Genomic DNA, 13,968 nt, shown 5'->3' on the forward strand with positions numbered 1-13,968 from the left:
AGATTTTTGGCTTGATGTTATTCCCACTCAATCGTTGCAGGTGGCTTGCTCGAAACATCATAAGTCACGCGTGATACTTCAGCGATTTCATTCATAATGCGGTTCGATACAGTCTCGATCAAATCATACGGCAGATGTGCAAAGCGAGCCGTCATAAAGTCTACGGTTTCCACCGCACGTAGCGCGATTACCCATGCATAGCGGCGGCCATCGCCGACCACACCGACAGATTTGATTGGTTGGAATACCGCAAATGCTTGCGCAGTCTTGTCATACCAGCCTGAGCGCTCAAGCTCTTGCATAAAGATAGCATCAGCCAAACGCAAGATATCAGCATATTCTTTTTTGACTTCGCCAAGGATACGCACGCCCAAACCTGGACCTGGGAACGGATGACGATAGATCATTTTGGCTGGTAGACCCAAGGTAATACCAAGCTTGCGCACTTCGTCTTTGAACAAATCACGTAACGGCTCAATCAGTTTAAATGCCAAATCATCTGGCAAACCGCCTACGTTATGGTGGCTCTTAATCACGTGTGCTTTGCCTTGATGTGACTTTGCAGATTCGATCACGTCTGGGTAGATCGTACCCTGTGCCAAGAACTCAACGACTTTTCCATCGCTCTGCTCACTCACTTGACGCGCGCTATCAGCGAATACGTCGATGAAGGTTTTGCCGATAATTTTACGTTTTTTCTCTGGATCAGACTCGCCTGCTAGCGCATCTAAGAACAAATCTTCGGCATCGACACGGATGACTTTTACGCCCATATTTTCTGCAAAGATTTGCATCACTTGATCGCCTTCGTGCAGACGCAATAGACCGTTATCGACGAACACACAAGTCAGCTGATCGCCGATTGCTTTGTGTAATAATGCTGCAACGACTGAGCTATCGACACCGCCTGATAGACCTAGCAATACCTGCTTGTCACCGATTTGCTCTTTTAACTGTGCGATACGCATATCAGCGATATTGTCTGGCGTCCACTCACCTGCACATTCGCAGATTTGATGCACGAAACGGCCAAGCAGCTCTTGACCTTGTAGCGTATGCGTCACTTCTGGGTGGAACTGTAGGCCGTAGTATTGCTTATCATCATTGGCCATAATCGCGATTGGACAGCTTGGCGTACTAGCGATGATGTCAAAGCCTTCAGGTACTTCGATGACCTTATCACCGTGGCTCATCCAAACGTTTAGCTTGGCAGCCGCGCCGTCAGTCTTGCTATCTTCGATACCGTCAGTCAGCTGCGAGTGACCATTTACTTCGATGGTCGCTGCACCAAACTCATGAATATCACTGGCATGAACTTGCCCACCAAAACGATCTGCCATCGCTTGCATACCGTAGCAGATACCTAGTACTGGCACGCCTAGATCAAATACCGCATCGTTGATACGTGGGCTGTTTTCTGCGTGGACGCTCTCAGGGCCACCTGACAGAATGACGCCTTTTGCGCCAAAATCGATGATGCGCTGAGTGTCGATATCATAAGGGAACATCTCACAAAACACCCCAGAATCGCGCACACGGCGGGCGATTAACTGGCTATATTGCGAGCCAAAATCGAGGATTAAGATGCGATCTTCTTTGATTGCAGGAGTGGCAGCAGCAGTGGTCATAAATCGATATCCATCAATAGATAAATTGGTGCCCTATTTTAACAAGTTTACGACCTCTATTGGCTATTAGATGATTAATTATTAACAGTTATGCATAAATATTTAAATTTTCAGAAGGTAAGTGCTCGAAAACAACCCGACTTAAATAAATAATAAAGAAAACCAAAAGCACTTCATTACAGGGATATGGCAAACAAACAAACAAACAAAACTATGTATTTATCGTTACTATGCTCATAGTGTCTGTGCTGACCATTGCCACAAAAATACGATACACATAACAGTAGTAAAGATAGAAGCTATCTAAGGACCTATTTCAACCACGAGAAAAAGGAACTGTAGACTTAAAAACTGAATAAGTGATAGTAAGTGATAGATAGTAACGTCAAATACAAAGGGCAATATAAAGAGACAATGAAATGAGTAACTTTGATAACGAGCAAAATTGTCGGAAACCAGATAAAGGCACGGGTAAACCTTCAAAAGAATACCTTCCAGATTATGTAAAAGCACGATCAAAGCACCATAAACCTCCACATCTAGGTACTTTTGATGTAGGGATGTCAGTACCACAGTGGCGTCCTGACCACGTACCTGACACCCGTATCGACAAATTTACGTTTTTTATGGTGTTAGCTATCCTTTTCAGTATCGCCGTACCTTTGATATTATTTCCCGAACAAGGTAAAGCCTGGGTAGGAATAGCACGTAGCTTTGTAGTTGATAACTTTGGCTTCGCTTATCTAGCGTTCGGTGTTCTCGCCATGATGTTCGTCATTTACATCGTGATATCTGACATCGGTAAGATCAAACTAGGCCGCCCAGAAGAAACTCCTGAGTTTTCGGATTCTTCTTGGGCGTCCATGTTATTTTGCGGCGGTATTGGTGCCAGTATTCTTTATTGGGGTTTGATTGAATGGGCTTATTACTACCAAGGTCCACCTTTTAACCTACCTGGTGGCTCACCTGATGCCATTCGTTGGGCAACCACTTACGGTATCTTTCATTGGGGCCCTGTTGCTTGGGCCATCTACCTAGTGCCTGCTGTGCCTATCGCTTATTTTTATTATGTGCGTCAGACACCGATACTCAAAGTTAGCCAAACACTCATGCCATTGTTGGGTGAAAAACTGGCAAGTAGTAACTGGGTGAAGTTGCTTGATGTCTTGTTTATATTCGGTATGGTTGGTGGTGGTGCGACAACGCTGGGACTTGCTTCTCCGCTTATCAATGAAGGTTTATACAATCTGTTTGGTTTGCCACGTAACACCACGATGCAGATTGTTGTGTTATTAGTCACCACCATGATCTTTGCATACAGTGCCTATCAAGGGCTAAAAGGCGGTATTCAAAAACTCTCCAACATTAACTTTTACTTAGCAGTCGCCTTTTTATTATTTATTTTAATTGTTGGGCCAACTGTCTTTATTTTGAATACAGGTTTAGAAGCGCTAGGGCGTTCTATCACCGAGATGCCACTCATGATGACGTATATCGAACCCTTTAAAGACTTCCAAGAGTTCGGCTTTGAACACACAACCTTTCCACAAGATTGGACTGTTTTTTATTGGGCATGGTGGCTAGTATTTGCACCAACTATCGGTCTGTTTATTGCCAAAATCTCTAGAGGACGTACCATACGTAATATGGTCTTGGGATCCATGTTCTATGGCTCGCTTGGCTGTGCCATGTTTATGATTATCTTAGGCAACTATGGCTTGTATTTGCAATTAACAGGTACGGTCGATGTGGTTGCCGTACTTAATAATGAGTCACCAACGGCTGCCATCTTTGCGATATTAAATAGCTTGCCGATGTCATATGTAGTCATCTCTGTGTTTACCTTTTTGGCCATTATCTTTACCGCCACAACCTTTGACTCAATCTCTTATATCTTGGCATCTGTCGTACAGGTAGAAGTAGACGATGAGCCGCATCGTTGGAATCGCCTGTTTTGGGCATTTACTTTGTGTTTATTACCCGCCATTTTGATGTTCTTGGGAGATCTACAAACCTTGCAGACGGCTTCTATTATCGCGGGTGCACCGCTTATTGTTATTCTGTGTATGATGATGATGTCTGTGATTAAAGCCGCTAGATATGATCTGGCTTATCAGCCTGATTACGGTCTAAAAACCATTCATATCGAAGAGCTACCTGACAATGCACCGTGGGAAGTAGGCGAAACATCAGAATCTCTAGAAGGCTCAGTCATGCATCAACATGAAGAGTGGGAGCAAATGCGTGAGGATACTGAAAATGCTGAGAACGCGAAAAATGATGATTAATTATTACTAATAAAAATCACCATTAACGTTGTTTTAAAGCAGTGAAAAGGCTGGACTACATTGGTAGACCAGCCTTTTTTGTTATCTATATTTTTTGTTATATAGCCCCTTTATAACATCTTAACGCTATCAATCAGGGTTTAACAACATCACCCAACGCTGCATGCATACGAGTCAACCCTTCTAGTAGCAATACTCTAGGACATGCGACATTAATACGCATTCTCAGATGACCTTCCTCACCATATTTGAATCCCGCACTCAGCTCAACCTTGGCAGCTCGAAGGATGTCATACAGTGCTTGATCGTCTTCAGCATACGCTGAGCAATCTACCCAAATCAAATACGAGGCTTCTGGGCGCATGATCTTAATATCAGGCAAATACTCATTTAAAAACTGCACCGTCAATTCAATATTGGCCTCGATATAACTAAGCGCCTGCTCTAGCCACTCACCGCCGTGCTCGTAAGCACTGCGCATAGCTGTATACGCAAATAGATTCAGCTCATACTCGTCATTTAACTGCTGCTGCTGACTGATTTTTTTGATTAGTACCTTATCTTTAGCAAATATCATAGAGCCTTTGATACCTGCGATATTAAAAGTTTTGGTCATTGAGGTCAGGCTGACGACGTTGTGCTCATAACCTTTTGCTAGCGTCAGAAACGGCGTAAACGTATGACCAGTCAGGGTCAAATCTTGATGAATCTCATCACTGACAATCGCCACATTGTGCTTTTTGCAAATCGCAAGTAGCGCTTCCAGCTCGTCCTTCGTCCATACACGCCCGCCAGGATTATGCGGATTACAGAGTAGATAAAGCTTAACCTCATGCTCGATGATTTTGGCTTCGATATCAGCCAAGTCTAAACGATACTTACCTTCGTCTTCTTTTAATGCAGAGAGTACAAGCTTGCGACCATTTTGCTCAACCTTAGTCGTAAAAGGCGTATAGATAGGATCGTTGACCATTACGGCCTCGCCTACCTTGGTAAAAACATTCATCATCAGCGCTAGGCTTGGCACAACACCCGGGGAAAACAAGATATTTTGCTTCTCTAACTGCAAGTTATAACGACTGCCATGCCAGTTAATAATCGAATCGTACAAAGCGTCAGTAGGTTTGGTATAGCCCAATATGCCATGCTGCACTGTTTGCTCAATTGCGTTTAAGATAGGCTGCGCAGCCTTAAAATCCATATCCGCAACCCATAACGGAATCGTGTCATCGGTATAGTGCCATTTGAGTGACCCTGTATTACGTCTATCGACTATCTCATCAAAGTTATATTGCATTGGTACTCTTCTTATTTGGAATAATAATGGTTTGAAACGTCAAAAACACAGCGCAATATGTGCACTATATTATTAATATACGCTACGCTATCTGCTTTAATAGATTAAGGCGCATTCGATTCTTCATAAATAATTAAAGTGCTCTTAGACCTTAATTATTCATTTATCGGCTTAAATAACCTTCAAAGATATAAAGTAAACATTATTTCAATAATGATTAAAAATTAATGCTACATTAATGTTTCGGACTCTATCTATCATAAAGTTATTTGTGCCAGAGTGCGCTGATGTTGCCATGATTATAATCTATCAACATCTACCCAAACTATCTAATAAGCCACCAAGGCTAACAAAAAGGAATGAAGAATGAAAATGGACTTTTTACCGAAATCAGTACTAAAGATTAGTGCCCTCACTTTTGCCATTGCCGCAACTGCTTCCTGCACTGCTATGGCAACAGGAACTGACCATCAAACTGCAAACGCAACTAGCAGCACCGCTATCACTCTTGGCAACGCTGCCACAACTAGCGGCACCAATGATACCGTTGCTATCGGTAGTCAGGCTAATGCAGGATTAAACTCAGCTACTGCCGTTGGCGGTCAAGCGAACGCTGCTGGTCTAGGCTCAACCTCTATCGGTTGGCAGTCAAAAGCCACTGCCGAACGTGCGCAAGCTTTTGGTCATCTAGCCAATGCAAGTGGTGTACGCTCTACCGCTGTCGGTGAGGCAGCTATGGCAGGTGGCAATAATGATACGGTTGCTGTCGGTAACAAAGCCAATGCAGGTCTAAACTCAGCCACTGCCGTTGGCGGTGAAGCCAATGCCGCTGGTCTAGGCTCAACCTCTATCGGCTGGCAGTCAAAAGCCACCGCTGAACGTGCACAAGCGTTTGGTCATCTAGCCAATGCAAGCGGTATGCGCTCTACCGCTGTTGGTGAAGCGGCTATGGCACAAGGCGCAACTTCCGTCGCGGTCGGTAATAAATCTATGGCGGGCGGCATGAACAGTATCGCTATCGGTAACGAGGCGAAAGCATCCAAAGACAACCAAGTCGTCCTAGGTAACGCTGGACAAGTGCAATCGAGTACCGCAGCACAATCAGGTACGGTCAGAATCGTCACGATCGATGACAACGGCACTTTGGGTACTATGATGGTTGATTACTACCAAAAAGCTAAATAATTATAGTTGAGTGGTTAACACTGACGCTATTGTAGTCAGTCATACTAGATAAAACAAAAAACCTTGCGATTGCGAGGTTTTTTTTGGGTGGTATGTTTGGTTCGCTTGATGGTGTTTTGAAGTGCTGCGTTAGATTTCGTGGTTATCAGAGTTATTATAAAATTGGAGCTAATCCTGCCATTAGAGATTATCTCATGGCTAAAACGTACCTTAAGACCCATATTATATAATGACGAATTTTAAATAATCATAAGTGGTTGATTACTACTCTGAATACCTGATAACTCATCAATACTCTTAACTAACTTTGCTTCATTCTCAGCAATAGCTCTTTTAAACACTTGATAGCTTGTGACTTTTTGCGGAATGGAGAGCTTAAATTTGTAGATCCTGCCACCAAAACCATTAAGCAATCCCATATTTAGCGCCAAGTCAGCCTCTTCTGTAGGGGCAATATAACCTCCGATATCTGCTTTATACAAAAACAAGTATGACAGGACTTGATTAAGGTCATCTCTATCGATTTTGTTATCTTTCATGCGCTTATATTTAGCGTCTAAAATAATACGACTGTCTTTCACAAAGTCAGGATAACGACGGACGTTATTACCTGAAAATTTTTGAGCATAGACCTTGATACCACCTTGTCGGTTATTATTAGTGGGATGGTCATATCCGATAGGACGTAGTAGTGTGTTGAGGTACTCCTCCCATAACCACGCTCCATCAAATAAAATGCCGTGAGCCTTATCATCATTGTTAGCGTATTTCAAACCTTCATAACGTAAAATTTGCAGACAGATTTTTTGCAGGCCACTGTATTCTGTAAAGTAAGGATGTACAAAAGGCTTACGGTTAGTATTGATAATAGTATGCCGGTCACGTACATGATATGACGGAGTATGTTGGACAATCAGATTGACGAAATCAAGTGTTTCGCTGTCGCTATGCAACACATCTCTCAGATTAGGTTTTTGTTTGATAAGCTCTATGGCGTGACGAATGAGCTGGGAAATTGGATTATCAAAACTATGCTCACGCACACTGTAGGCAACGTTGCCTCGAAATGGCAGATTCTGTCGCAGATGGGCTTTGACATTGATAGCCCCTTTGAGACTACTGTCGTTATAGCTTTGCTTTTGATACTCTTTATACAGGCCTTGTGAGAGCGCTTTTTTAAGAAAATGAGGAAATAAATATACTAAAAAATCAAATAAGTTGGTTTGATTTCGACTGTGCTTTAAATCAAACAGGTTAATACACAATACTTTTTGCAGCATATAATGTAGAAAATAATCTTCTTCAATAGCCTCTTCTTGATTGGCTTGGTCATCACTATCTACAACAGAAGCCCGAGCAAAACGGGACTGGATTTTCAACTGTGTATCTTTTACACCAATAAAGCCCATGACATTGCCTGTCTCTAAAACGGTCTGAGACTCACTAACCTTTAATTCAAAGATTAGCTTACTGGCAATATCATCTTCGTTATCTTCAAAATGTGCGGGGAAAATCAGTAAATTGGGGTGTGCGGTCACTAGCTCGCCAATATTTTTACTAGCGAGTAGTGATAAATCATCTATAACTTTATTAACGTTTGGCTCATTAGAGCCTAAAATTAATGAGGTATTATCTGTCGTTACGATCATCATCAAACCCTAACTGTAGATTATAAGCATCTTTTAATCCTTGAATCTGTTGCTCAGCATCAGGATAACCACGCAGATATTCAAAAAGTAGCGACTCTAAATGATATGTCCATAACTTATCAAAATCGCCATCATAGTTGGCAAGCTTTAAGAAGTAAGATGGGCCAACATGATAAGCTGAATTCAATCCTTGCACAGATTCGATAGCCTTGTTTAAATCCATTAGGCGTTGTTTAGCTTCCTCTGCCCAATCATCAATTTGACCTTTCCACATAGATAGTCGATCTACTGATTTTATTTCTTTCCATGCGAAACGGCGACGCATAGCAAAATCAAAAGACTCAACACTGCGATCAATATCATTCATAGTGCCGATGATATAGACGTTATCTGGTATATAAAAACCTTCTTTAAATACATCTTCATCCGTTTGCAAATTGGCATACTGAGTAGTGACTCTACCACTCTCCCCTCGATAGCCAGGGTCAATAGAGAAGAACAGCTCACCCAATACTTTAGAGATTTCAGCACGATTAATCTCATCCAAGATAATAATGAATTTTTTGCTTTTATCGCCCGTATCAGACATTCTGAGGTCATAATTTTCTTCGATATAATCGCATACTGAAGTTAAATACGGTTTCCAGCGTAATGATTTACCTGTTTCTAAATAATTTTGTATTAAAGGCTTGGTTAAAGTGATTTGCCGCTGTGTTTCGCTCGAAAGAACTGCTGTGATATTTTCGCGTGAATTGACAATAATACTAAACGGACTTTCGCGACTTGGCGTTGTCAGGTCTGTAGAGCTTTCGGATATATCATCTATAAACCTTTGGTAAACTTCTTCAAAATTACTTAACTGTTGATTATTTTGATATTTTAGGGCTTCTTTACAGAACTTCTTAAAGCTTCCATCTCGTAGCTCAAAACCAACTTCTCCGTTTACATTTTGAATAGGACGTAAGCCTTCTACAAAGTCAGTATAGTCATAAGATGGATGAAACTGAATGAGTTCATATTTTGCACCCCATTCCTCAGCCAACGTTTTAGCTAAATAGGTTTTACCTGTTCCTGGTGCACCTGTAAGTATGAGATTTTTATTAGCAAGTAATAGCTCGCTAATTTCTTTAAGTAGCGGGTGATTTATTGACTGCTGTGTTTTTTGAGTGGCTATTTTTCCGTTCAAATTTAGCTTGTTGGCAAACTCAAAAACGTTTTTATATGCGTTAAACAAATCTCCCTTCAAGTCACTTATGATGCTGTAATAGTCAATTAAAGACAATTGCTGTGCATCGTCTAATTCTATAATTCGACCGAATAAGTAGTGCTCATCTTCAACAGGATTTTGGAAGTCAGCATCGCTTGTACTCAATGCAAAATTTCTATCGGTAAGCTTTGTTATTTCATCACTGTTTTTCAAAGCTATAAAAGCATCCATATAAGGTTTGATATATTCTATCGGTGTCTTTTCATCTTTAAATCTGACGTACAGCGTATTAAATCCCAGTCCATAACCAATCTTATTGTTTGATAAGTAAATATGATACTGAACTTCGGTGCCTGCTCCTTCATTGATCGCCCATTGTCTATCTTCACTATCATATTTAAACAATAATTGTGAGTTAGTGATCTTTTGATTACCTACCAGCTCTTTTCTAGCTATGAGAAAGTCTTTTTTAAAACTACCAACGTCTTTGTTTATAAGACTGACTAAATGACCAATACTATCTATTTTGATAGCATTGGCATTGATATAGTCGAGTTCCATCATTGCTTCAACTAACTCATTTCGTAGTGTCCATTCAAACAAGTTACCCGCTACCTTCTTACCGAGCATTGTAACTAGCCAGTAGGTCTTATCACCCTCCTCAGTAGTTATTTCAAACCTATTTAAATGCTCTTGAACAGCCCTACTAAACCCAGTGATAAACCCACTGATTGAGAAAGGAGAGGTATTATATTTCTCAGCTAAATATTTACAGGTCGCCTTGTGCTCAGGTTCTAAAAAGAAGATGCTCAGCACATATTTATAGTTATTGGTCATAAAGTTATCGTTAGATAATATCTCTAACCATTCATACTTAGTGACTTGCGATTTAGAATTATAATCATCACTTCTAACGACGACCTGCTCCATATTTATTCCTATAAATTAATAATTTTTTAGTATTTTTCCTAAAACTAACGCCCCTTAAACTCAGCCTCACGTCTCTCAACCATTGCCATTACACCTTCTTTGGCATCTTCTGAATGAAACAGCGGCGGCAGATAGCTATGAATATTGGCCAATGCCGTTGCTGCACCATTTCGACTGGCATCTTGCGCTGAGGACAACGCCCCTCTCACACCCAAAGGCGCAGCTTTGCAGATCTCTTGGGCTAGCGTCAATGCACGCTCATATTCAGTGCCGTTTGCTACCACTTCACTGACCAGATTCAGTCTATCTGCCGTTTGCGCATCAAATGCTTTACCAGTGAGTAGATACGGCATGGCTTTTTGCCAGCCTGCTGCTGCGACAAACCGTACCGTCGCACCGCCAAATGGCATAATGCCTCGCTGGACTTCCATTTGAGCAAAGTTGCAGTTATCACTAGCGATGACCACATCACTATTTAGCATCAGCTCGATAGCTACCGTAAAGCAAGTACCTTTTACCGCGACGACCACTGGTTTGGTACGTAGTTTCCCGCTAATGCCCCATGGGTCGATTTGATCGTCATTAAACTCAAACACGCCATCGTTTAGCTTGTCTTGTAGCTCTACCAAATCTAACCCAGCAGTGAAGTGATCTCCATGGGCAAATATTAATGCACAGCGTAAGTTGTCGTCTTGCTCGTAGCGAGTCATGGCGTCAGACAGTTGGGCAATCATATGACTGTCAAAGGCGTTGCGTTTATTGGCACGATTTAGCCCGACGAGGCAAACATGGCCTTGTGTGTTATAAGTGATGCGGTTTTCTGTGGCGTTACTATCCGTAGTCATGGTTCCATCCTTGTTAAAGTAATCATTGGCATGTAATGAGTGGTTATATGATCAAATCTCGATAATTTATCGGTAGAGATTGAGCGATGAGTCACCTTTAATATAGACACCCTCGTTCTATAACACAAGCAATAGAGATGACTCGCATAGTGCAAAAATCGATAAAAGTTGACCTCATTTACGATAAGTGCAACTATGTTGCAGGTCTAAGTATGGTTCAGAGTATTTTATGGAATTTTGGCACGGTTTTTTGCTCATCACTAGCGTCCATCTATTGGCTGCGGCCTCACCTGGCCCTGATTTTGTCTTAGTCTCGCAGCAGACATTAGCAAAAGGTCGACGCACAGGTTTGATTTGTAGTCTCGGTATTACCTTGGGTCTTGCCGTACACATAATCTATTCGGTGCTAGGACTGGCGACTGTCATTGCTCATTCTCAGCCGTTATTGACTACTATTAAATGGTTGGGGGGCGGCTATCTGATTTACTTAGGTTGGCAAGGTATCCAAGCTAAGCCTAAAAAACCAGCAGAGTTAGAAACAGTTCATCCTTTAGAAAAAACACATCCTTTGGAAAAAGCAGACCCGCAAGTAGGTTCAAGCGCTCACGTTCCACAAGATTTGCTTACTAGCCAAACCACACCTACAACCAAAGAAACCACTATCGAAAAATCGCCTAGTAATGGCGAATCTACCTTTGCTACGTTGCGTCGCGGATTTCTTTGTAATGTCTTTAATCCAAAAGCCCCTGTCTATTTTTTAGCTATTTTTACTCTTGTATTGTCGCCTGACATACCGCTTTGGCAATTGGCTATTTATGGTGTATGGATGATGGTGTTACAGATGGCGTGGTTTAGTACGGTTGTCATGCTACTCTCTATCCCTGCGGTACATCGACGATTCCAAAGATTTGAGCATTGGATCGACCGCGTATTGGGTACTGCGATGATCGTATTAGGGCTTAACTTGATATTGCGCCATCGATAAGCGACCGATAAAGCGCGGATAAACAATTAGCAACCTGCGAAATCTGCTACACTGGTTACTTATATCCATATATCGTAGCCTGACATTATGACAAGTAAGCCCATGACCCATAACCCTGCAAATAGTAAACACAGAAACAGATCTCCTGCGACCGCAAAAAAACTCGGTCAGCTACACCCGCGCAACCCGCACCAAGGTCGTTACGACTTTGCAGTACTGACTCGCGCCTTACCAGAGCTTGCTGACCACACCATTACCAATCCTAAAGGTGAGTCGACGATTAACTTCTCGGATCATCAGGCTGTTCGCGTGCTGAATAAAGCACTGTTGGCGAACTATTACGGGGTTAAGTTTTGGGATATCCCTGAAGGCTATCTATGTCCGCCGATTCCTGGACGTGCCGATTATATTCACTATATCGCGGATTTACTGGCGCAAACCACTCACGTAAACACCGATAACACACCGCCAACAGGTAAAGAAATTCACGCCCTTGATATCGGTACTGGTGCCAGTGCTATCTACCCTATCGTTGGTAGTCAGAGCTATGGCTGGCGCTTTACAGCAAGTGACATTGACCCTATCTCGGTCAATACCGCAGCGCTGATTTGTGAAGCCAACCCAAAACTAAAGAGTGCGGTCAAAGTAAAGCTGCAGCCTGAGCCTAAATTTATCTTTAAAAACATCATTGGTCGTCAAGATTATTTTGATGTCGTGGTTTGTAACCCTCCATTTCATGCTTCATTAGAAGAAGCGATGGAAGCCAACAGTCGCAAGCAGCACAATTTACAGCGCCATCGTGGTAAGAATGAAAGCGAGCAAATCAGCCGCAGTTCAACCAAATCAGGCAACGCTGCGCAAAACCTAAACTTTGGTGGTCAGCACAAAGAGCTATGGAGTGAAGGTGGCGAAATTGCCTTCTTGACCAAGATGGCTAAAGAAAGCCAGAGCTTTGCAGAACACGTTGGTTGGTTCACAACCTTAGTGTCGAAATCTGAAAACGTTAAGCCATTGCAATTATTGTTAAAGCAGCTAAACGTCGCTCAAATGCGCATTATCGAGATGAGCCAAGGTCAAAAAAGCACTCGTGTATTAGCTTGGCGTTTTGACACTGACGAAGAATAATCACTGATTTGAGTTTCACGTGAAACAAAAAAGCACCGTTTTGATATTCAAAGCGGTGCTTTTGTATAAATACTCAGTAAAAAACTAAATTAGCTAAAAAAACATTACTTTTAGACCAATTGCAATAAGCACGATACCGCCCAACGCTTCAGCTTTATCTTCTAGCCATGTGCCTGAGCGACGTCCCAAATAGACCCCGAGCCAGCCAAATATAGCGGTTACTATAGCGATAATAAGGCAGGCTAACCACGCGTTCAGTGACAATAAATTCAGCGTAAACCCTGCCGCCATTGCATCAATACTGGTTGCAACCGCTAATGTAAACATGGTGCGATGATTGATATGTCCACGCTTACTCTTGGCTGTTACTGTGTCACTATCAGTGTTAATAGCATCGTCATTAACGTCCAGATCATCATTGTCAGTATCTGACTCATCAGCAGTAAGCACTTCGTAAAGCATTTTGCCACCTAGAGCAATCAAAATAGTGCCGCCAATCCAAGGTGCAGCAGCGGCCAGCCAACCCAACATTGCCGCACCCAATAAGTATCCAATAAGAGGCATCACGCCCTGAGCAATACCAAAGTAAAGCGCAGCATAGATAGCCAAGCGCAGTACATATTGATGACTATATTTTTGAGCCTTAGCACCCAACCCTATCGACACTGCAAACGCATCCATCGCTAAAGCAATAGCGAGTAAAATTACTTCAACCATTTGATTTCCACAGATTATAATTAGGTAATAGCAACGCTAAAAAATGAGTTTCACGTGAAACAAAAATACCGCCTTGAATATCAAAGCGGTATTTTTATAAATTGTCAGTACC

General features: G+C 42.1%; 10 protein-coding genes. 4 read left to right on the top strand and 6 right to left on the bottom strand.

What is annotated here, in order from left to right; all coding sequences use genetic code 11:
* Positions 1 to 17 precede the first annotated feature (17 nt).
* Positions 18 to 1,628 (bottom strand): glutamine-hydrolyzing GMP synthase, encoded by a 1,611-nt coding sequence (guaA, locus tag ACI2IW_RS07845; RefSeq protein WP_114701469.1) that lies wholly within the window; start codon positions 1,626 to 1,628, stop codon positions 18 to 20.
* 419 nt (positions 1,629 to 2,047) lie between these two features.
* On the opposite strand from guaA, the gene ACI2IW_RS07850 reads away from it, so the two are divergent.
* Positions 2,048 to 3,916 (top strand): BCCT family transporter, encoded by a 1,869-nt coding sequence (locus ACI2IW_RS07850; RefSeq protein WP_404693268.1) that lies wholly within the window; start codon positions 2,048 to 2,050, stop codon positions 3,914 to 3,916.
* 133 nt (positions 3,917 to 4,049) lie between these two features.
* Here the strand turns inward: ACI2IW_RS07850 and ACI2IW_RS07855 are convergent, their stop codons facing one another.
* A complete protein-coding gene (locus ACI2IW_RS07855) occupies positions 4,050 to 5,213 on the bottom strand; it encodes a MalY/PatB family protein (protein WP_404693269.1) in 1,164 nt (387 codons plus the stop codon).
* A gap of 366 nt (positions 5,214 to 5,579) precedes the next feature.
* On the opposite strand from ACI2IW_RS07855, the gene ACI2IW_RS07860 reads away from it, so the two are divergent.
* Positions 5,580 to 6,398, top strand: coding sequence for a hypothetical protein (locus ACI2IW_RS07860; protein ID WP_404693270.1), 819 nt, complete (start codon positions 5,580 to 5,582; stop codon positions 6,396 to 6,398).
* Positions 6,399 to 6,637: 239 nt separating this feature from the next.
* On the opposite strand, the gene ACI2IW_RS07865 is transcribed toward ACI2IW_RS07860, so the two are convergent.
* Genes ACI2IW_RS07865 through ACI2IW_RS07875 form a run of 3 tightly spaced genes read right to left on the bottom strand, consistent with a single transcriptional unit; the run spans position 6,638 to position 11,029 of the window.
* Complete coding sequence (locus ACI2IW_RS07865; RefSeq protein WP_404693271.1) at positions 6,638 to 8,050, bottom strand: McrC family protein; 1,413 nt, start codon at positions 8,048 to 8,050, stop codon at positions 6,638 to 6,640.
* Positions 8,028 to 10,184, bottom strand: coding sequence for an McrB family protein (locus ACI2IW_RS07870; protein WP_404693272.1), 2,157 nt, complete (start codon positions 10,182 to 10,184; stop codon positions 8,028 to 8,030). The genes ACI2IW_RS07865 and ACI2IW_RS07870 overlap by 23 nt, the downstream gene beginning before the upstream one ends.
* 44 nt (positions 10,185 to 10,228) lie before the next feature.
* Positions 10,229 to 11,029, bottom strand: coding sequence for a crotonase/enoyl-CoA hydratase family protein (locus ACI2IW_RS07875; RefSeq protein ID WP_296208796.1), 801 nt, complete (start codon positions 11,027 to 11,029; stop codon positions 10,229 to 10,231).
* 229 nt (positions 11,030 to 11,258) lie between these two features.
* On the opposite strand from ACI2IW_RS07875, the gene ACI2IW_RS07880 reads away from it, so the two are divergent.
* Together ACI2IW_RS07880 and rlmF are read left to right on the top strand one after the other, a co-directional pair.
* On the top strand, positions 11,259 to 12,014 hold the full coding sequence (locus ACI2IW_RS07880) for a LysE family translocator (RefSeq protein ID WP_404693273.1): 756 nt from the start codon (positions 11,259 to 11,261) through the stop codon (positions 12,012 to 12,014).
* An 87-nt stretch (positions 12,015 to 12,101) separates the two neighbouring features.
* Complete coding sequence (gene rlmF, locus ACI2IW_RS07885; RefSeq protein ID WP_404693274.1) at positions 12,102 to 13,139, top strand: 23S rRNA (adenine(1618)-N(6))-methyltransferase RlmF; 1,038 nt, start codon at positions 12,102 to 12,104, stop codon at positions 13,137 to 13,139.
* A 93-nt stretch (positions 13,140 to 13,232) separates the two neighbouring features.
* On the opposite strand, the gene ACI2IW_RS07890 is transcribed toward rlmF, so the two are convergent.
* Positions 13,233 to 13,856, bottom strand: coding sequence for a manganese efflux pump MntP family protein (locus tag ACI2IW_RS07890; protein WP_404693275.1), 624 nt, complete (start codon positions 13,854 to 13,856; stop codon positions 13,233 to 13,235).
* Positions 13,857 to 13,968 lie beyond the last annotated feature (112 nt).

This window comes from Psychrobacter sp. NPDC078501, assembly GCF_044900935.1.
Classification (GTDB): Bacteria; Pseudomonadota; Gammaproteobacteria; order Pseudomonadales; family Moraxellaceae; genus Psychrobacter.